Here is a 19,673-nt window from a genome sequence, read left to right on the forward strand (position 1 = left end):
TCAGACAGTGCGCTCCACGCGTGGCGCAGGCGCTTTCGCAATGATCTCGGCGGCGAGGCGGCGTGCCTCGGCATCCGCCGCCAGGACGTCCTCGAGCCCGTCGGGCGTACGGTTCGGCAGCGTGTTGAGCACGGCGTCGACCGTCGCCGCAATCGCCATGAAGCCGATGCGGCGCTCGAGAAACGCTTCGACCGCGACTTCGTTCGCCGCGTTCAATGCGGCGCTCGCGATGCCGCCTTCCTCAAGCGCCTTCAGCGCGAGCGCGAGGCACGGGAAGCGCGCGTAATCGGGCTTCTCGAACGACAGCTGGGCAATTTGCGCGAGATCGAGTTGTTCGACGCCCGCATCGACACGCTCGGGGAACGCGAGTGCGTGCGCGATCGGCGTGCGCATGTCGGGGTTGCCGAGCTGCGCGAGCACCGAGCCGTCGCGATACGACACGAGCGAATGGATCACGCTCTGCGGGTGGATCAGCACGTCGATGCGCTCGCCCGGCAGCCCGAAGATCCAGTGCGCCTCGATCACCTCGAGGCCCTTGTTCATCATCGTCGCGGAATCGACCGAGATCTTGCGGCCCATCACCCAGTTCGGGTGCTTGCACGCCTCTTCCGGCGTCACATCGACGAGCGTGGCCGGTTCGCGCGTGCGGAACGGGCCGCCCGACGCGGTCAGGATGATCTTCGAGATCCCGCCATGCTCGGCCGCGTCGCGCGGCATGCACTGGAAGATCGCGTTGTGTTCGCTGTCGACCGGCAGCAGGATCGCGCCATGGTCGCGCACGGCGTCCATGAAGATCGCGCCCGACATCACCAGCGCTTCCTTGTTCGCGAGCAGGATGCGCTTGCCGGCGCGCGCGGCCGCGAGGCTCGGCGCCATGCCGGCCGCACCGACGATCGCCGCGACCACCGTGTCGCAGCCATCGCTCTTCGACACGTCGACGAGCGCCTGCGGCCCGTGCAGCACGGTCGTCTTGCTGCCCGCCGCGCGCAGTTTCGCGTCGACGTGCGCGGCCGTCTCGGCATCGCCGACCACCGCCACTTCGGGCGCGAAGCGCAGGCATTGCTCGACCAGCTTGTCGCCGTTGCGGTGTGCGGTCAGCGCATAGACCGAGAAGCGCTCGGGATGGCGCGCGACCACGTCGAGCGTGCTGTCTCCGATCGAGCCCGTGGAACCGAGCAATGTCAGACGTTTTTGCATAAAAGAATGAGTGGTTTAACCAAGCAGCAGCATCGCGAGCGGCAGCACCGGCAGCAGCGCGTCGACACGATCGAGCACGCCGCCATGGCCTGGCAGCAGTCCGCTCGAATCCTTCACGCCCGCCTGCCGCTTCAGCAACGACTCGAACAGGTCGCCGATCACGCTGTACGCGACCAGCAGCGTCAGTGCGGCCCACGCGCCGGGCATCCCGTAGCGCACGGCGAACGCGGAAAACAGGGTCGGCTCGAACGCATGCACGGCCATCGCGACACCAGCGACGACCATCACGGCGAGCCAGCCGCCGATCGCGCCCTCCCAGCTCTTGCCGGGGCTGATCGTGATGGCCAGTTTACGCTTTCCGAAGGCCTTGCCCGCGAAGTATGCGCCGATATCGGCGAGCCAGACGACCAGAAGCAGCGACAGCACGAACGGCACGCCCTGCGCACGCGCCGCGACGAGCGCATGCCAGCAGGCCGCGAAGACCACGAGGCCGGCCGCGAGCAGGAACGGCCGCCAAACGCCGCCCGCGAGCTCGGGCTTGCGCCGCAGCGTGAACGGGCCGACCAGCAGCCAGAACACGCCGGCTGCCATGAAAAGGGGACGGGACGAAGCCGCATCGACGCCGAGCGGCGCCGTTGCCGCGAGCGCCAGCGCCGCGACGACTGCATAGACGACCGGGCCGGCGCCGCCGAGCTTGAGCAGGCGCGCCCATTCCCACGCGGCAAACACGAGCACGACGCCGATCAGCGCGCCGAACGCGGTGAGCGGCGCGAACAGCGTCACCGGCAGCAGGACCGCCAGCATCACGATCGCCGTGATCACACGGGTTTTCAGCATGAAAGGGAGTCGGCGTTCTGCGATTGCGGTTCGAGCTGTGCGCTCGTGCGGCCGAAACGGCGTTCGCGCTCCGTATACGACGCGATGGCGTCGGCCAGCGCCGCGCCGTCGAAATCCGGCCAGTATTTGTCGGTGAAATAGAATTCGGCGTACGCGAGTTGCCACAGCAGGAAGTTGCTGACGCGCTGCTCGCCACCGGTACGGATGAAGAGATCGGGCTCCGGCGCATAGGCCATCGCCAGGTGCGGCGCGAACGCGTCCTCGGTCACTTCGACCTCGCGACCCTCGCGCACGGCCTGCTCGACGAGCTTCTTCGTCGCCTGCAGGATGTCCCATCGGCCGCCGTAGTTGGCCGCGATGGTGAGCGTAAGACGGGTATTGCGCGCCGTCTTGGTTTCGGCGCGGCGAATCAGCTCGCGGATGCGCGGCTCGAAGCGGTCGAGATCGCCGACGACACGCAGGCGGATCCCGTTCGCGTGAAGCTTGCCGACCTCGCGCTCGAGCGCGGTGATGAAGAGGCGCATCAGGAACGACACTTCGTCGTTCGGACGGCGCCAGTTCTCCGAACTGAACGCGAACAGCGTCAGGTATTCGACGCCGGCGCGCGCGCAGCCTTCGACCACCGCCCGCACGGCATCGACGCCGCGGGTGTGCCCCGCGACGCGCGGCAAGCGGCGTTCGGTCGCCCAACGGCCGTTGCCGTCCATGATGATCGCGATGTGACGCGGCACGACGCCGACGTCAGGCACGCGAACGGTAGAGCTGGTATAGGTCATGGCCGTTGAGACAGTAATGCGGGAAGAAGGCGGCGCGCGAGGACGGTCGTCAGACCGTCATGATCTCGGCTTCCTTGCTCTGCACGAGCTTGTCGATTTCGGCCACGTGCTTGTCGGTCAGCTTCTGCACGTCGTCGCTCGCACGGCGCTCGTCGTCTTCCGAGATTTCCTTGTCCTTCACGAGCTTCTTGAGCGCTTCGTTCGCGTCGCGGCGCAGGTTGCGGATCGCGACCTTGGCCGTTTCGCCTTCGCTCTTGACGACCTTGGTCAGCTCGCGGCGGCGCTCTTCCGTCAGCGCGGGCATCGGCACGCGGATCAGGTCGCCGGCGGTGGCCGGGTTCAGGCCCAGGTCGGCTTCGCGAATGGCCTTCTCGACCTTCGCGACCATGTTCTTTTCCCACGGCTGCACGCCGATCGTGCGCGCATCGACGAGCGTCAGGTTGGCGACCTGCGAGATCGGCACCATCGAGCCGTAGTAGTCGACCTGCACGTGATCGAGCAGACCGGTGTGTGCACGGCCCGTACGGATCTTTGCCAGATCGTTCTTGAACGCTTCGATCGAGCGCTGCATCTTTTGCTCGACGCCCTTCTTGGTATCAGCGACACTCATTTCAACCTCCGAACCTTCTAACCTTCAAAGAACACGGGCCCCGCCCGGCGCATCGGGTGCGCCGCGGCCGATGACCCGCATCCGCGGGAGTTTACACGTGGACGAGCGTACCTTCGTCCTCGCCCAGCACGATGCGCTTGAGCGCGCCCGGCTTGTTGATCGAAAACACGCGAATCGGCAGCTTCTGGTCGCGGCACAGCGCAAAGGCCGTCGCGTCCATCACCTGCAGGTTGCGGCTGATCGCCTCGTCGAAAGTGATCGTCGTGTAACGCGTGGCCGACGGATCCTTCTTCGGATCGGCAGAATATACGCCATCGACCTTGGTCGCCTTCAATACGACCTCGGCGCCCACTTCCGAACCACGCAGCGCGGCGGCCGTGTCCGTCGTGAAGAACGGGTTGCCCGTACCGGCCGCGAAGATCACGACGCGGCCTTCCTCGAGCTGGCGGATCGCACGGGGCCGGATGTACGGCTCGACGACCTGGTCCATCCGCAGCGCGGACTGCACACGCGCCTCGATGCCGGCGTGGCGCATCGCGTCCTGCAGCGCCAGCGCGTTCATCATCGTCGCGAGCATCCCCATGTAGTCTGCCGTCGCGCGATCCATGCCGGCCGCGCCACCCGCGACACCGCGGAAAATATTACCGCCACCGATCACGACCGCGAGCTGCGTACCGAGACGCACGACTTCGGCGATATCGGCCACCATCCGTTCGATCGTCGCGCGATTGATGCCGAAGGCATCGTCGCCCATCAGCGCTTCGCCGGAGAGTTTGAGGAGGACGCGTTTATAGGCATTGGACATAGGGGCTTCCGAGCGACGAGAGGATGACAACCACGAACTGTAGGGGCGAAATACTGATTCGGGCAAGCGCCGACGGTCGGACCGGGTTTCCCGGCCGGCCGGCGGCGGCGCCGACCGCGGCGGAGCGGACGCCCGCCGCGGATACTGCCTGACTGCTGACGGCTTACTGCTGCTTTGCTGCTGCGACTTGCGCGGCCACTTCGGCGGCGAAGTCGTCCTGGCGCTTCTCGATGCCTTCGCCGACGACGAACAGTGCGAACTTCTGCACTGCGGCATCTGCTGCCTTCAGCATCTGCTCGATCGTCTGCTTGTCGTTCTTCACGAACGTCTGGTTCAGCAGCGACACTTCCTTCAGGTACTTCTGGACGCTACCGTCGACCATCTTCGCGACGATTTCAGCCGGCTTGCCCGATTCCGCAGCCTTCTGCTCGGCCACGCGGCGTTCCGTCTCGATCAGTTCCGCCGGCACGTCAGCCGACGACAGCGCGACCGGCTTCATTGCCGCGATGTGCATCGCGACGTCCTTGCCGACCTGCTCGTCCGCGCCCGTGTACTCGACGATCACGCCGATACGCGCGCCGTGCAGGTACGTTGCGATCTTGTTCGCGGTTTCGAAACGGACGAAACGGCGGATCGAGACGTTCTCGCCGATCTTGCCGACCAGCGCCAGGCGCACTGCGTCGACCGTCGAGCCTTCGAGCGGCAGCGCCGACAGCGCAGCCACGTCGGCCGGGTTTTGCGTCGCGACGAGTTCTGCAACCGTCTTCGAGAATGCGAGGAAGTCGTCGTTCTTCGCGACGAAGTCGGTTTCGCAGTTCAGTTCGACCAGCGAGCCTGCGTTGCCGCCGACGAACGAGGCGACGACGCCTTCTGCCGTCACGCGCGATGCCGCCTTGCTCGCCTTGTTGCCGAGCTTGACGCGCAGCAGCTCTTCAGCCTTGGCCAGATCGCCGTCGGCTTCCGTCAGCGCCTTCTTGCACTCCATCATCGGTGCGTCGGTCTTTGCGCGCAGTTCTGCCACCATGCTTGCGGTAATTGCCGCCATCATTCGCTCCTTGAGTCTGTATTCACAACGCCGCCCGCTTGGACGCGAACGGCCGAGATTCGTTTCCGGACCCGCACCAATCAGGCGCGATCAGGTCCGGCGCACAAGCTTAAAAAAAGGGGGCCTGTTGAGAGCCCCCTTTTTGCGCCGGCTCGGGGCCAGTTACGCGTTTTCCTCGACGTACTCGTCGTCGCCGCGTGCGGCCTGGACCACTTCGTTGACCGCGTTCGCACGGCCTTCGAGGATCGCGTCGGCCACGCCTTCAGCGTACAGCGCGACTGCCTTGCTCGAGTCGTCGTTACCCGGGATCACGTAATCCACACCTTCCGGCGAGTGGTTCGTATCGACCACGGCGATGACCGGCACGCCCAGCTTGTTCGCTTCGGTGACAGCAATCTTGTGGTAGCCGACGTCGACGACGAAGATCGCGTCCGGAATGCCGCCCATGTCCTTCACGCCGCCGATCGACTTTTGCAGCTTGGCGATTTCGCGTTCGAACAGCAGCGCTTCCTTCTTGCTCATCTTTTCGAGCTCGCCTGCCTCGACTGCCGCTTCCATGTCCTTCAGGCGCTTGATCGATACCTTCAGCGTCTTGAAGTTGGTCATCATGCCGCCGAGCCAGCGTGCATTGACGAACGGCATGCCTGCGCGCTGCGCTTCCTGGGCGATCGTGTCACGCGATTGACGCTTCGTGCCGACGAACAGGATCGTGCCGCGGTTCGCTGCCAGCTGGCGCACGTACTTCTGTGCGTCCGTGAACATCGGCAGCGTCTTTTCGAGGTTGATGATGTGAATCTTGTTGCGGTGACCGAAAATGAACGGAGCCATCTTCGGGTTCCAGAAGCGCGTCTGGTGACCGAAGTGGACACCCGCTTCCAGCATTTGGCGCATCGTAACTGCCATGTAAATTCTCCACGAGGGTTGGGTCTTAAGCCGGCCGCCGTACCGCCGCGCGATCCCGCCCCGAAGGGCACGAATTCCGCGCGGCCGGCACCCTGGTTGCGCCGGCTTGCGATTCGACACGTGCAAACGCCCGTGCCGTAAGCCTTCCATCCGCGATGCCGCCCCAACATGGGGCAAGCTCGGCAATTGGATATCGACTTAGCCAAAGAGTATAGCACGCCGATTTGTCCGCTCTCAAGTCGCTCACCACTTTCGCTTGCCGCGCGGCAGCCGGCCGGACAATCCGCGAAAACCCGCATCCGCACCGCCGGCAGGGGCTGCGAGGCCTGCCAGAAGGTGCGATAATCCGTCAATTCACCGCATTCCAGGCATACCTCGATGGCTATTACGCTCAAAAACGAACACGATATCGCCGAGATGCGCGTCGCCTGCCGTCTCGCGAGCGAAGTGCTCGACTTCATCACGCCGCACGTCGTCGCGGGCGTCACGACCGCCGAACTCGACCGCCTCTGCCACGAGTTCATGCTCAACGAACAGGGCACGATCCCGGCGCCGCTGAACTACCAGCCGCCCGGCTACCCGCCGTACCCGAAGGCCACCTGCATTTCGGTCAACGACGTGATCTGCCACGGCATTCCCGGCGAGAAGGTGATCAAGAACGGCGATGCGCTGAACATCGACATCACCGTGATCAAGAACGGCTACTTCGGCGACACGAGCCGCATGTTCATCGTCGGCGAGGGTTCGATCCTCGCGAAGCGCCTCGTGCAGACCACCTACGAATGCATGTGGCTCGGCATCGACCAGGTCAAGCCCGGCGCGCACCTCGGCGACATCGGCTACGCGATCCAGAAGCACGCGGAAGCGCAGGGCTACAGCGTCGTGCGCGAATACTGCGGCCACGGCATCGGCACGGTGTTCCACGAAGATCCGCAGGTCGTCCACTATGGCCGCCCGGGCACCGGCATCGAACTGAAGGCCGGGATGATCTTCACGATCGAGCCGATGATCAACGCCGGCAAGCGCGACATCCGCACGATGCCCGACCAGTGGACGGTCAAGACGCGCGACCGCAGCCTGTCGGCGCAGTGGGAGCACACGGTGCTCGTCACCGAAACCGGCTACGAGGTGCTGACCGTATCGGCCGGCACGCCGGCGCGCCCGGTGTTCTCACAACCGGCCGCCGCCGTCTGAGCGCCGCCGCGCCAGCCCGCCCCACCCGCACCTGAACGGCCGCCCATGAGCGCTCACGCTGCCCCCTCGCCCGAAGCGCTGTCGCGGCGCGCCGAATTCAAGGCCGCCAAGGCGGAGATGCTCGAGCGCTTTCGCCGCGCGGCGAACGTCGCGTCGCTGATGCACGCGCTGTCGAAACTCACCGACGAGGCGCTGAAGCGCGTGTGGGACGACTGCGGGCTGCCCGCGACGCTCGCGCTCGTCGCCGTCGGCGGCTACGGGCGCGGCGAGCTCGCGCCCTATTCCGACGTCGACATCCTCGTGCTGCTGCCCGATGCGCACGACCCGGCGCTCGATGCACGCATCGAGCGCTTCATCGGCATGGCGTGGGATCTCGGCCTCGAGATCGGCAGCAGCGTGCGCACGGTCGCGCAGTGCATCGAGGAGGCGTCGCAGGACGTCACGGTGCAGACCTCGCTGCTGGAAGCACGCCGCATCGTCGGCAGCACCGCGCTGTTCGAACGCTTCACGGTGCGGTACCACGAGGCGCTCGACGCCCGCGCGTTCTTCACCGCGAAGGTGCTCGAGATGCGCCAGCGCCACGCGAAGTTCCAGGACACGCCGTACAGCCTCGAGCCGAACGTGAAGGAAAGCCCCGGCGGGTTGCGCGACCTGCAGACGATCCTGTGGATCGCGCGCGCGGCCGGTTTCGGCAGCAGCTGGCGCGAGCTCGACACGCGTGGTCTCATCACCGATCGCGAGGCGCGCGAGCTGCGCCGCAACGAAGGTTTCCTGAAGACGCTGCGCGCGCGGCTGCACGTGATCGCCGGCCGCCGCCAGGACATGCTCGTGTTCGACCTGCAGACGCAGGCCGCCGAGAGCTTCGGCTATCAGGCGACGCAGGCCAAGCGCGCGAGCGAACAGCTGATGCGCCGCTACTACTGGGCCGCGAAAGCCGTCACGCAGCTCGCGACGATCCTGATCCAGAACATCGAGGCGCAGCTCTTCCCCGCGACGAGCGGCATCACGCGCGTGCTGTCGCCCGACCGCTTCGTCGAGAAGCAGGGCATGCTCGAGATCGTCGACGACGGCGTGTTCGAACGCCACCCCGACGCGATCCTCGAAGCGTTCCTGCTGTACGAGACGACCCGTGGCGTGAAGGGCCTGTCCGCCCGTACGTTGCGCGCGCTGTACAACTCGCGCGAGATCATGAACAACACGTGGCGCCGCGATCCGCAGAACCGCGACACGTTCATGCGGATCCTTCAGCAACCCGAAGGGATCACGCACGCGTTCCGGCTGATGAACCAGACGAGCGTGCTCGGCCGCTACCTGCTGAACTTCCGCCGCATCGTCGGCCAGATGCAGCACGACCTGTACCACGTGTACACGGTCGACCAGCACATCCTGATGGTGTTGCGCAACATCCGCCGCTTCGCGGTGGCCGAGCACGCGCACGAATATCCGTTCTGCAGCCAGCTGATCGGCAACTTCGAGCGCCCGTGGGTGCTGTACGTCGCGGCACTGTTCCACGACATCGCGAAGGGCCGCGGCGGCGATCACTCGACGCTCGGGATGGCCGATGCGCGGCGCTTCTGCCGCGAGCACGGCATCGCCGGCGACGATGCGGCGCTGATCGTGTGGCTCGTCCAGCATCACCTGACGATGAGCCAGGTCGCGCAAAAGCAGGACACGAGCGACCCGGAAGTCATCAAGCGCTTCGCCGAAGTCGTCGGCAACGAGCGCTACCTCACCGCGCTGTACCTGCTGACCGTCGCCGATATCCGCGGCACGAGCCCGAAGGTATGGAACACGTGGAAGGGCAAGCTGCTCGAGGACTTGTACCGCATCACGCTCGCGGTGCTCGGCGGGGCCAATCCCGACGCGCATTCGGAGCTGAAGTCGCGGCAGGAGCAGGCGCTCGCGCTGCTGCGTCTCGAAACCGTGCCCGACGACGCGCATCGCGCGCTGTGGGACCAGCTCGATGTCGGCTTCTTCCTGCGTCACGACGCGGCCGACATCGCGTGGCAGACACGCGTGCTGTACCGGCACGTGAATGCCGAAACCGCGATCGTCCGCGCGCGGCCGTCGCCGATCGGCGACGCGCTGCAGGTGCTCGTGTACGTCAAGGATCGTCCCGACCTGTTCGCGGGCATCTGCGCGTATTTCGACCGCAACGGGCTGTCGGTGCTCGACGCACGGGTCAGCACGACGCGGCACGGCTATGCGCTCGACAACTTCATCGTCACGCAGACCGAAAGTGACGTGCGGTATCGCGACATCGCGAATCTCGTCGAGCAGCAACTCGCGTCGCGGCTCGCCGAAACCGCACCGCTGCCGGAGCCGTCCAAGGGCCGCCTGTCGAGGCTGTCCCGGACGTTTCCGATCACGCCGCGCGTCGACCTGCGGGCCGACGAGCGCGGCCAGTACTACATCCTGTCCGTGTCGGCCAACGACCGGCCGGGCCTTCTCTATTCGATCGCGCGCGTACTCGCCGAGCATCGGATCGGCGTCCACGCGGCGCGGATCAATACGCTCGGCGAACGCGTCGAGGACATTTTCCTGCTCGCGGGTGCCGGCCTGTCCGACAACCGCCTGCAGATCCAGCTCGAAACCGAATTGCTGCGTGCGATCGCAGTCTGAATGAATTCCAGCGTTTATGCGCACCAAATTAACCGTCAAGAATCCGAAGCCGGCGTCGCCGACCCGCGCCCCTGTCCGCTCCGGCAGCCTCGTCGCCCGCAAGGCGGTGCGTCCCGCCACGCCTCCCGCCGGGGACAAGCCGGCCCGCCCGAAGAAGGCGCCCCCGGCCGGCGCCGGCGAACGCACGTTCAAGCCGCGCGCTGCCGCGGGCGCCGAGCGCCCCGGCGACGATCGCGCATCGGCCAAGCGTGCACCGCGTGACGGCGGTGCGGAACGCGGCACGCGCGCCCCTTATCGCGACAACGCGGCCGGGGAAGGCGCGAAGCGCAGCTTCGGCGACCGCCGCACGTCGTCGGACCGTCCGCCGCGCCGCGATGACGACGCACGGCCGCGTCGCGCGGGTGGCGAAGGCGGCGCACGCGCGCCGTATCGCGACAACGCAGGCGGTGAAGGTGCAAAACGTAGCTTCGGCGACCGCCGCACGTCGTCGGATCGTCCGCCTCGCCGCGATGACGACGCACGGCCGCGTCGCGCGGGTGGCGAAGGCGGCGCACGCGCGCCGTATCGCGACAACGCAGGCGGTGAAGGCGCGAAGCGCAGCTTCGGCGACCGTCGCACGTCGTCCGATCGCCCGCCCCGCCGTGATGACGATGCCCGCCCGCGCCGCGCAGGCGCCGAAGACGGCAAGCGCCCGTCGTATCGCGACAACGCATCCGGCGAAGGTGCGAAGCGCAGCTTCGGCGACCGCCGCACGTCGTCCGATCGCCCGCCGCGCCGTGATGACGATGCACGTCCGCGTCGCGCAGGTTCCAGTGAAGGCAGCGCACGCGCACCTTATCGCGACAAGGCAGCCGGCGAAGGCGCGAAGCGCAGCTTTGGCGACCGCCGCACGTCGTCCGATCGCCCGCCGCGCCGTGATGACGATGCCCGCCCGCGCCGCGCAGGCGCTGACGACGGCAAGCGCCCGTCGTATCGCGACAAGCCTGCCGGCGAAGGTGCGAAGCGCAGCTTCGGCGACCGCCCGGCCCGCCCCGCACGCGACGGCGAGCGTCGCTCGTTCGGTGCGGTCAAGACCGCGCAACCGGTCAAGCGCGCCGCCGCCGACGTCGACTACGGTGACGAATCGGGCCTGATGCGCCTGTCGAAACGGATGTCCGAGCTCGGCATGTGCTCGCGCCGCGAAGCCGACGAATGGATCGAAAAGGGCTGGGTGCTCGTCGACGGCGAACGCATCGACACGCTCGGCACCAAGGTCCGCGCGGACCAGAAGATCGAGATCGACGAACGCGCGAGCGCCGCGCAGGCCGCGCAAGTGACGATCCTGCTGCACAAGCCGGTCGGCTACGTGTCGGGCCAGGCGGAAGACGGCTACGAACCCGCGGCCGTGCTGATCACGCGCGCGAACCGCTGGAGCGGCGACCATTCGCCGGTGCGCTTCTCGCCGCAGCATCTGCACGCCCTCGCACCGGCCGGCCGCCTGGACATCGATTCGACCGGCCTGCTCGTGCTGACGCAGAACGGCGTGATCGCGAAGCAGCTGATCGGCGAGCAGTCGGACATCGACAAGGAGTACCTGGTGCGCGTGCGCTTCGGCGAACGGCTCATCGACATCGATCAGCACTTCCCCGCGGAATCGCTCGCGAAGCTGCGCCACGGCCTCGAGCTCGACGGCGTCGCGCTGAAGCCCGCGATGGTGAGCTGGCAGAACGGCGAGCAGTTGCGCTTCGTGTTGCGCGAAGGCAAGAAGCGCCAGATCCGTCGCATGTGCGAGCTGGTGGGCCTCGACGTGATCGGCCTGAAGCGCGTCCGGATGGGCCGCGTGATGCTCGGCGCCCTGCCGCAGGGTCAATGGCGCTATCTGTCGGCCGACGAGACGTTCTGATCGCGGGCGCATACACGTGCGCGACGCAACGAAAAAGCCCGCGCAAGCGGGCTTTTTCTTGTCTGCGAGAAGCCGGCAACGCCGGCCAATCAATCGTCGGAAGCCGGATCGAGCCCCGGGAACAGCACTTCCGTGAAGCCGAAGCGCGTGAAGTCGGTGATCCGCATCGGATACAGCTTGCCGATCAGGTGATCGTATTCGTGCTGGACGACGCGTGCGTGAAAGCCGTCGGCCACGCGGTCGATCTTCTCGCCGTACTGGTCGAAGCCGCTGTAGCGCACTTTCGCGTAGCGGCTGACGACGCCGCGCATGCCCGGCACCGACAGGCAGCCTTCCCAGCCCTCTTCCATGTCCGGCGGCATGTACTCGATCTTCGGGTTGATCAGCACGGTCTCGGGCACCGGCGGCGCGTCCGGGTAGCGGTTGTTGTTGCCGAAGCCGAAGATGATGATCTGCAGCCCGATGCCGATCTGCGGCGCGGCCAGGCCGGCGCCGTTCGCGTGGTGCATCGTCTCGAACATGTCCGCGACGATCTCGTGCAGTTCGGGTGTATCGAACCGCTCGACCGGCTTGGCGACTTCGAGCAGGCGCGGATCGCCCATCTTCAGGATCTCGCGAATCATGGCGTATTACCCTCCAGGAGTTGGTGCAGGCCGTCTTCGTCCAGCACGGGGATGCCGAGTTCCTCGGCCTTCGCGAGCTTGCTGCCGGCTTCGGCGCCCGCGACCACGTAATCCGTCTTCTTCGACACCGAACCGGCCACTTTCGCGCCCGCCGCTTCGAGCATTTCCTTCGCGGCATCGCGCGTGAGCGTCGGCAGCGTGCCCGTCAGCACGACCGTCTTGCCGGCCAGCACGCCCTGCGGCGCCTTCGGCGCGGGCGGCCCTTCCGGCCACGTCACCTTGCCCGGCGCGCGCAACTGCTCGATCACGGTCCGGTTGTGCTCTTCCGCGAAGAACTGATGGAGCGACTCGGCGACGATCGGCCCGACGTCGTTGACTTCGAGCAGTTCTTCGATCGACGCGTCCATGATCGGGGTCAGCGAGCCGAAATGCTTGGCGAGATCCTTCGCGGTCGATTCGCCCACGTGGCGGATGCCAAGCCCGTAGATGAAGCGCGCGAGCGTCGTATGCTTCGCCTTCTCGAGCGAGTCGAGCAGGTTCTGTGCCGACTTCTCGGCGAACCGGTCGAGCTCGGCGAGCGTCGCAAAGCCGAGATTGAACAGGTCGGCCGGCGTGCGCACGAGATTCAGCTCGACGAGCTGGTCGATGATCTTCTCGCCGAGCCCGTCGATGTCGAGCGCGCGGCGCTGCGCGAAATGCCACAGCGCCTGCTTGCGCTGCGCCGGGCAGAACAGGCCGCCCGTGCAGCGCGCGATCGCCTCGTCCGGCAAGCGCTCGATCTTCGAGCCGCACACCGGGCATTCGGTCGGCATCACGAACTCGGCCGCATCGGCCGGGCGCCGGTCGAGCAGCGCGCCGACCACCTCGGGGATCACGTCGCCCGCGCGGCGCACGATCACGGTATCGCCGATCCGGATGTCCTTGCGGCGCACCTCGTCCTCGTTGTGCAACGTCGCGTTCGTCACGGTCGCGCCGCCGACGAATACGGGCTCGAGGCGCGCAACCGGCGTGATCGCGCCGGTGCGGCCGACCTGCACGTCGATCGCGACGAGCCTGGTCAGCGCTTCCTGTGCGGGGAACTTGTGCGCGAGCGCGAAGCGCGGCGCGCGCGACACGAAGCCGAGGCGCTCCTGTTCGTCGCGCCGGTTGACCTTGTAGACGACGCCGTCGATGTCGTACGGCAGCGACTCGCGCTTCTCGCCGACCTTGCGGAAGAAGTCGAGCAAGCCTTCGGCGCCGTGCACGACCGCGCGCTCGCGGTTCACGGGCAGGCCGAGCGACTCGTACCAGTCGAGCAGCGCGCTGTGCGTATCGGGCATCGGCATCCCGTCGAGCACGCCGATCCCGTACGCGAAGAACGACAGCGGGCGCTGCGCGGTGATCTTCGAGTCGAGCTGGCGCAGGCTGCCGGCCGCCGCGTTGCGCGGGTTCGCGAATTCGCGCTGCTCGGCCGCGCGCTGGCGTTCGTTCAGGCGTGCGAAATCGCGCTTGAACATCAGCACCTCGCCGCGCACGTCGAGCACGGCCGGCACGTTCTTGCCCTTCAGCTTCAGCGGAATCGAACGGATCGTGCGCACGTTCTCGGTCACGTCCTCGCCTGTCGTCCCGTCGCCGCGCGTCGACGCCTGGACGAATACGCCCTGCTCGTAGCGCAGCGAAATCGCGAGACCGTCGAACTTCAGTTCGCATGCGTACTCGACGGGCTCCGTCACCGAGCCGGCGAGATCGGTCGTCTTGTCGAGCGCGTCGGCGACACGCTTGTCGAATGCGACGATGTCCTCGTCCGCGAAACCGTTGTTCAGCGACAGCATCGGCGCATCATGGACGACCGGCGTGAAGCCGCCGGCCGCCTCGCCGCCGACACGCTGCGTCGGCGAATCGGGCGTCACGAGTTCCGGATGGTCGGCTTCGAGCTGCTGCAGTTCGCGGAACAGCCGGTCGTATTCGGCGTCGGGCAGATCCGGCTGGTCGAGCACGTAGTAGGCGTAGTTCGCCCGCTCGAGTTGATCGCGCAGCCACGCGGCACGCGCGTCGGGCTGGCTGGCTGGCGGTTCGGCTTGGGTTCGGGCCATGCTGGCGGCAGAGTCGTTCTGAAAAATCGGAATTCCGATTATCTCAGTTTGACGCCGCAGCGGGGGCACGCGATGCGAGCCGCGCGGGCCCGCTGCAGTGCACACAAGCACGATGCATTGCAGCGACGGGCGACGGCACCGAAAGCCGCCGCCCGCCGGGCGCGCGTTACTGGCTGAAGAGGCGGCGCGTGACCGGCGAACCGGCCGGGATGCCGGCTTCCTCGAGCTTCGCGTACAGCTTCATCAGTTGCTGATCGATCGCGACCAGCGTCGATTCGGGCAGCGGCCGCCGCGAATCGTCGACGACCCGCGCGCCGATCCGCTCGGACAGCGACTTCGCGTAGTCGCACATCAGCCGGAACGGCAGGATGTCCTCTTCGGCGACCGGCACGTCGAGCACCAGCGTGATCATGTTGCCGCCCTTGTACGTGAGGTCGTCGCGCAGGAAGTTCGTGTCGCCGAACTGCAGCATGAACACGGGGTTCTGCTTCGCGTCGAGCTTCACGAAACGCGTGCCGTCGCGCGACAGCAGCAGCCCGTCCTGCGACGCGACCGCCTGCACGTAGTTCGCCGACCACGGCGCGCCGTCCGACATCACGTTGATCGACAGCTGCGCGTCGCACTGCGCGGCAAACGCGTCGAGCTCGCGCGCCATCGCGACCGTTTCCATCATGTCCGGGAATTCCGGCGCGCCGTCGATCGCGTCGGCGAACTGCTGGACGCCCGTCACGAATTCGGAGAACTCGAGCTCGTTCAGCGCACCGCTGCGGTTCGCGAGCTGCGCGGCCGCGCGCAGCTCCTCGTAGCGCACGCCGTTCTGCAGCAACTCCCACTGGCCGCCTTCCGGCTTGCCTTCGATGTGCACGGGCTTGCTGCCCGCGCGGCGCAGCCGCTGCGCGGCCGGCAGGATCTTGTCGCCCGGCAGCGACCCGCCGAGGCGGATCGGCACGATGCAGTCGATCCGGCGGTCGACGACCGCCGGCGGAGCCGACGAGATCGTCGTGGCGGCCGGCAGCACGGGTTCGGCCGGCTCTGCCGGTTCAGCGTGCGTGTCGTGCGCGGAAGCCGGTGCGGCTGCCTCGCCGGCAACCGGCTCGACCGACTCGGCCGGTGCATCGATACCGGTCGCCTCGGCCTGCAGATCGGCCGGCGTATCGGCAGGTGCCGCGCCACCGAACGTCGGCTCGACGCGCGCGACTTCGGCCGGCGTGCCGCCCGTGGCGGCCGCCGGGGCCGGTGCCGCGGGCTCGCGCCGCACCGGCTGGCGCACCGGCTCGATGAACGGCAATTCTTCCTCGCGTTCGGGGCGGCTCATCGCCTCGGCCGCTTCCTCCGGCATCGGGCGCGGCATCCTGCGCCGCACCTTCGCGCCCTGCCATGCGTTGTAGACCACGACGCCGCCCACCACGACGGCGCCCGCGCCGATCAAACCGAGTGTCAACTCGTCCATGCACGCTCCATCAGCAATTCTTGTTCGTCGGAACCGCGAACGGGCGCCCATGCGCCGCGCGAACGCGGTCCGGTTTCGTCAAACGTCAATTCTGGGCAAAACCCGCGGCGGTTTCCATGTCCACCGCAACGATCCGCGACACGCCCTGCTCCTGCATCGTCACGCCGATCAGCTGCTGCGCCATTTCCATCGCGATCTTGTTGTGCGAGATGAACAGGAACTGCGTCTTGTCGGACATCGCGCGCACGAGATTCGCGAAACGCTCGGTGTTCGCGTCGTCGAGCGGCGCGTCGACCTCGTCGAGCAGACAGAATGGCGCCGGGTTCAGCTGGAACATCGCGAACACCAGTGCGGTCGCGGTCAGCGCCTTCTCGCCGCCCGACAGCAGGTGGATCGTCGCGTTCTTCTTGCCCGGCGGCTGCGCCATCACCTGCACGCCGGCGTCGAGGATTTCATCGCCCGTCATGATCAGCTTCGCCTGGCCGCCGCCGAACAGGCGCGGGAACAGGTCGCTGAAGTGACGGTTGACCTCGTCGAAGGTGCCCTGCAGCAGCGTGCGGGTTTCCTGGTCGATCTTATGGATCGCGTCCTCGAGCGTCGTGATCGCGTCGATCAGGTCGGCCGACTGCGCATCGAGGAACACCTTGCGCTCACTCGCGGCCTTCAGCTCGTCGAGCGCGGCCATGTTCACCGGGCCGAGCGCGTTGATCGCGTTGTTCAGGCGCGTGACCTCGCCCTGCAGGTACGAGGGCTTCAGATCCGGCGTGAGCTTCTCGCGCAGCGCTTCCTCGTCGACCTCGGCCGTCGTCAGTTGCTCGGCGAACTGCTCGACCGACAGGCGCGCGGCCTGCTCCTTCAACTGCAATTCGGTGATGCGGTCGCGCAACGGCTGCAGCGAGCGCTCGGCGACGAGGCGCTGCTCGTCCGACGCGCGCAGCTTCGCGGTCAGGTCGTCGAGTTCGATCCGCGCGGCCTGCAGCGCCTCTTCCTTCACCGCCCGAATCTCGAGCGCGTCCTGCAGGCCCGTGTGCGCGGTCTGCTCGTTGATCGTCTCAAGCTCGGCGCGTGCGTCTTCCAGCGACGCGGCGACACGCTCGCTCTGCTCGTGTGCAACCTGGATGCTGCGCTTGAGCTCGTCGATCCGCGTCACGGCATTGCGTGCGGCGAACCGCGCGTCATTCGCGCCGCGCTCCAGGTCACGCGCTTCCTGACGCGCCTGCGTCAGCGATTCGTCGAGCGCTTCGAATGCAAGCTGGTTGTCCTCGAAGCGCGCCTGCAGTTCGGCCAGTTCGCCGTCGAAACGCTCGAAATTCGCTTCCGACTCCGCGCGCATCGCACGCTGCTCTTCGATCTGCGCGCCGATTTCCTCGAGTTCCTCGCGGATCTGCGTGCTGCGCTGCGTGTAACGTTCGTGCGCCTGCGCAAGCTTCAGCACGTCCATCTGCAGCGCATGCACGCGCTGCGTCGCACGCTCGGCCTGTGCGCGCACGTCGCCGAGCGCCTGCGTGGCCTGCGTGTGCGCGGCTTCCGCGCGAACCGCGGCCGTGCGCGCCTCGTCGGCGAGCAGCGCCTGCGCACGCACCTGGCGCGTCAGGTTTTCGATTTCCTGCTGGCGGGCCAGCATCCCGGCCTGCTCCGAATCGGCCGCATACAGCTGCACGCCGACGCGCGTGACGATATGGCCGGCCTTGACGACGAACGCGCCGCCTGCCGGCAACTGCGTGCGCGTCGCAAGCGCCTGCGCGACGTCGTCGGCGACGTACACGTTGCCGAGCCAGTCGTTCAGCACCGCGCGGATGCCCGCATCGTCGATGCGCACGAGCGACAGCACCGGACGCAGGCCGGCCACGGCCGCCGGCGGTTCGCCGGCCGCGGGCGGCGCGTAGAACGCGAGCTTCGCGGGCGGTGCGTCGGTGGCAAAAGCCTTCACCCAGTCGAGATTCGACACTTCGAGCGCGGCGAGGCGCTCGCGCAGCACGGCCTCGAGCGCGGCTTCCCAGCCGGCTTCGACATGCAGCTTCTTCCACAGACGCGGCAGCGCGCCGAGCTCGTGCTTGTCGAGCCACGGCTGCACCTTGCCTTCGGTCTGAACATTTTCCTGCAGCTGCTTCAGCGCGGCGAGACGCGCCTCGAGCTGGTGGATCTGCGCGGCTTCGGCCTGCACGCGCTCCTGCGCGGCACGGCGTTCGCCATCGAGGCGCGGCACCGTTTCCTGCGCGTCGGCGAGGCGCGCCTGCGCTTCGGCCAGGATCTCTTCCTGCTCGGCGAGCTGCATGCGCAGCTCCTCGAGCTGTGCCTCGTCCGGCGCGTCGAGCCCGCCCGCTTCGCTCTTCAGGCGCTCATGGCGCTGCTGCAGCTGCTGGAGCTGCTGGTCGGCGTTGCGCTGGTGCGCGGCTTCGAGCTTCAGCGACTGTTCGGTCTGCGCGATCCGCGCGCGCTCGTCGTTGAGCTGCGCCTGCGCATCGCGGAACTTCGCTTCGAGCGCCGGCAGCGCATCGTGCTTCGCGGCGGCGTTGTCTTCGGCGAGCGCGGCCTTCTCGTCGGCCATCGCGCGCGCTTCCTCGGCTTCCTCGAGCTCGTCCTGCGCCTTCTCGGCCTGCGCGCGCCATTGCTCGCGCTGCGCATTCAGTGCGGCGATCTGCGCCTGCACGCGGTTGCGCGATTCGACGATGAACTTGATCTCGGCTTCGAGGCGGCTCACCTCGGCGTTCGCTTCGTAGAGTGAGCCCTGCGCGCCCTGCATCGCGTCGCTTGCGGAGTAATGCGCGACGCGCAGCGTCTCGAGCTGCACTTCGACCTCGCGCAGCTTCGCCGTTTGCGCCTCGAGGTCGATCTGCGCCTGTTCGATCGCGCGCTGCTGCTTCTGCTGCTCGCCGGCGGCCTCGTTCTTGCGCAGCAGCCACAACAGGCGCTGCTTCTCCTCGCCGTCGGCGACGAGTTCCTTGTACTTGGTGGCAACGACGGCCTGCGCCTCGAGCTTCTCGAGGTTCGCGCCGAGTTCGCGGACGATGTCCTCGACGCGGGTCAGGTTCTCGCGCGTGTCGTGCAGGCGGTTCTCGGTCTCGCGGCGGCGTTCCTTGTACTTCGACACGCCCGCGGCTTCCTCGAGGAACACGCGCAGCTCTTCCGGCTTCGCCTCGATGATCCGGGCGATCATGCCCTGCCCGATGATCGCGTACGCACGCGGCCCGAGGCCGGTGCCGAGGAAGATGTCCTGGATGTCGCGGCGACGCGCCGGCAGGTTGTTGATGTAGTAACTCGACGTGCCGTCGCGCGTCAGCACGCGCTTCACGGCGATCTCGCCGTACTGGCCCCACTGGCCGGCCGCGCGGCCGTCGGAGTTGTCGAAGATCAGTTCGACGCTGGCCCGGCTGCCGGGCTTGCGGGCGGTCGAGCCGTTGAAGATCACGTCCTGCATCGATTCGCCGCGCAGCTCGGAAGCGCGCGACTCGCCGAGCACCCAGCGCACGGCATCGATGATGTTGGACTTGCCGCACCCGTTCGGGCCCACCACGCCGACAAGCTGGCCCGGAACCTGGAAATGCGTGGGATCGACAAAGGATTTGAAGCCAGCGAGTTTGATCGAGCTCAGACGCACGGCGGTATCGGATGTGAAGAAGGTGTGAAACGGACGGAGCCGCACTGCGCGAGGCCGGA

General features: G+C 67.2%; 14 protein-coding genes. 3 read left to right on the top strand and 11 right to left on the bottom strand.

Annotated elements, in window-relative coordinates; all coding sequences use genetic code 11:
• From CFB39_RS11450 to rpsB, 7 genes are all read right to left on the bottom strand, one after another.
• Complete coding sequence (locus CFB39_RS11450) at window positions 1-1,197, bottom strand: 1-deoxy-D-xylulose-5-phosphate reductoisomerase (RefSeq protein ID WP_089473097.1); 1,197 nt, start codon at window positions 1,195-1,197, stop codon at window positions 1-3.
• 15 nt (window positions 1,198-1,212) lie between these two features.
• Window positions 1,213-2,034, bottom strand: a complete 822-nt coding sequence (locus tag CFB39_RS11455; RefSeq protein ID WP_089473098.1) for a phosphatidate cytidylyltransferase — start codon at window positions 2,032-2,034, stop codon at window positions 1,213-1,215.
• Complete coding sequence (gene uppS, locus CFB39_RS11460; protein ID WP_048248626.1) at window positions 2,028-2,810, bottom strand: polyprenyl diphosphate synthase; 783 nt, start codon at window positions 2,808-2,810, stop codon at window positions 2,028-2,030. The genes CFB39_RS11455 and uppS overlap by 7 nt, the downstream gene beginning before the upstream one ends.
• A gap of 49 nt (window positions 2,811-2,859) precedes the next feature.
• Window positions 2,860-3,420, bottom strand: coding sequence for a ribosome recycling factor (frr, locus tag CFB39_RS11465; protein ID WP_039342717.1), 561 nt, complete (start codon window positions 3,418-3,420; stop codon window positions 2,860-2,862).
• A gap of 91 nt (window positions 3,421-3,511) precedes the next feature.
• Window positions 3,512-4,225, bottom strand: coding sequence for a UMP kinase (gene pyrH, locus CFB39_RS11470; protein ID WP_011352459.1), 714 nt, complete (start codon window positions 4,223-4,225; stop codon window positions 3,512-3,514).
• A 163-nt stretch (window positions 4,226-4,388) separates the two neighbouring features.
• Entirely contained in the window at window positions 4,389-5,270 is an 882-nt protein-coding gene (gene tsf, locus CFB39_RS11475) for a translation elongation factor Ts (RefSeq protein WP_089425944.1), read from the bottom strand.
• A 162-nt stretch (window positions 5,271-5,432) separates the two neighbouring features.
• On the bottom strand, window positions 5,433-6,173 hold the full coding sequence (gene rpsB, locus CFB39_RS11480; protein ID WP_006752149.1) for a 30S ribosomal protein S2: 741 nt from the start codon (window positions 6,171-6,173) through the stop codon (window positions 5,433-5,435).
• Window positions 6,174-6,551: 378 nt separating this feature from the next.
• On the opposite strand from rpsB, the gene map reads away from it, so the two are divergent.
• The 3 genes from map to CFB39_RS11500 are packed head-to-tail and all read left to right on the top strand — an operon-like array spanning window position 6,552 to window position 11,871.
• Window positions 6,552-7,367: a type I methionyl aminopeptidase gene (gene map, locus CFB39_RS11490; protein ID WP_089425689.1), complete on the top strand. Its 816-nt coding sequence runs from the start codon at window positions 6,552-6,554 to the stop codon at window positions 7,365-7,367.
• 45 nt (window positions 7,368-7,412) lie between these two features.
• Entirely contained in the window at window positions 7,413-9,989 is a 2,577-nt protein-coding gene (locus CFB39_RS11495; protein ID WP_089473099.1) for a [protein-PII] uridylyltransferase, read from the top strand.
• A gap of 16 nt (window positions 9,990-10,005) precedes the next feature.
• Window positions 10,006-11,871 (top strand): pseudouridine synthase, encoded by a 1,866-nt coding sequence (locus CFB39_RS11500; RefSeq protein WP_089473100.1) that lies wholly within the window; start codon window positions 10,006-10,008, stop codon window positions 11,869-11,871.
• A gap of 89 nt (window positions 11,872-11,960) precedes the next feature.
• Here the strand turns inward: CFB39_RS11500 and def are convergent, their stop codons facing one another.
• The 4 genes from def to smc form a co-directional block, all read right to left on the bottom strand.
• On the bottom strand, window positions 11,961-12,494 hold the full coding sequence (gene def, locus CFB39_RS11505; RefSeq protein WP_089473101.1) for a peptide deformylase: 534 nt from the start codon (window positions 12,492-12,494) through the stop codon (window positions 11,961-11,963).
• Entirely contained in the window at window positions 12,491-14,566 is a 2,076-nt protein-coding gene (gene ligA, locus CFB39_RS11510; RefSeq protein ID WP_089473102.1) for an NAD-dependent DNA ligase LigA, read from the bottom strand. The genes def and ligA overlap by 4 nt, the downstream gene beginning before the upstream one ends.
• A 166-nt stretch (window positions 14,567-14,732) precedes the next feature.
• A complete protein-coding gene (locus CFB39_RS11515) occupies window positions 14,733-16,016 on the bottom strand; it encodes a cell division protein ZipA C-terminal FtsZ-binding domain-containing protein (protein WP_089473103.1) in 1,284 nt (427 codons plus the stop codon).
• Window positions 16,017-16,101: 85 nt separating this feature from the next.
• Window positions 16,102-19,614 carry a chromosome segregation protein SMC gene (smc, locus tag CFB39_RS11520; protein ID WP_089473276.1) on the bottom strand — a complete coding sequence of 1,171 codons (3,513 nt, stop codon included), beginning with the start codon at window positions 19,612-19,614 and terminating at the stop codon, window positions 16,102-16,104.
• Window positions 19,615-19,673 lie beyond the last annotated feature (59 nt).

Origin of the sequence: Burkholderia sp. AU6039, from assembly GCF_002223365.1 — a bacterium.
Taxonomy (GTDB): domain Bacteria; phylum Pseudomonadota; class Gammaproteobacteria; order Burkholderiales; family Burkholderiaceae; genus Burkholderia.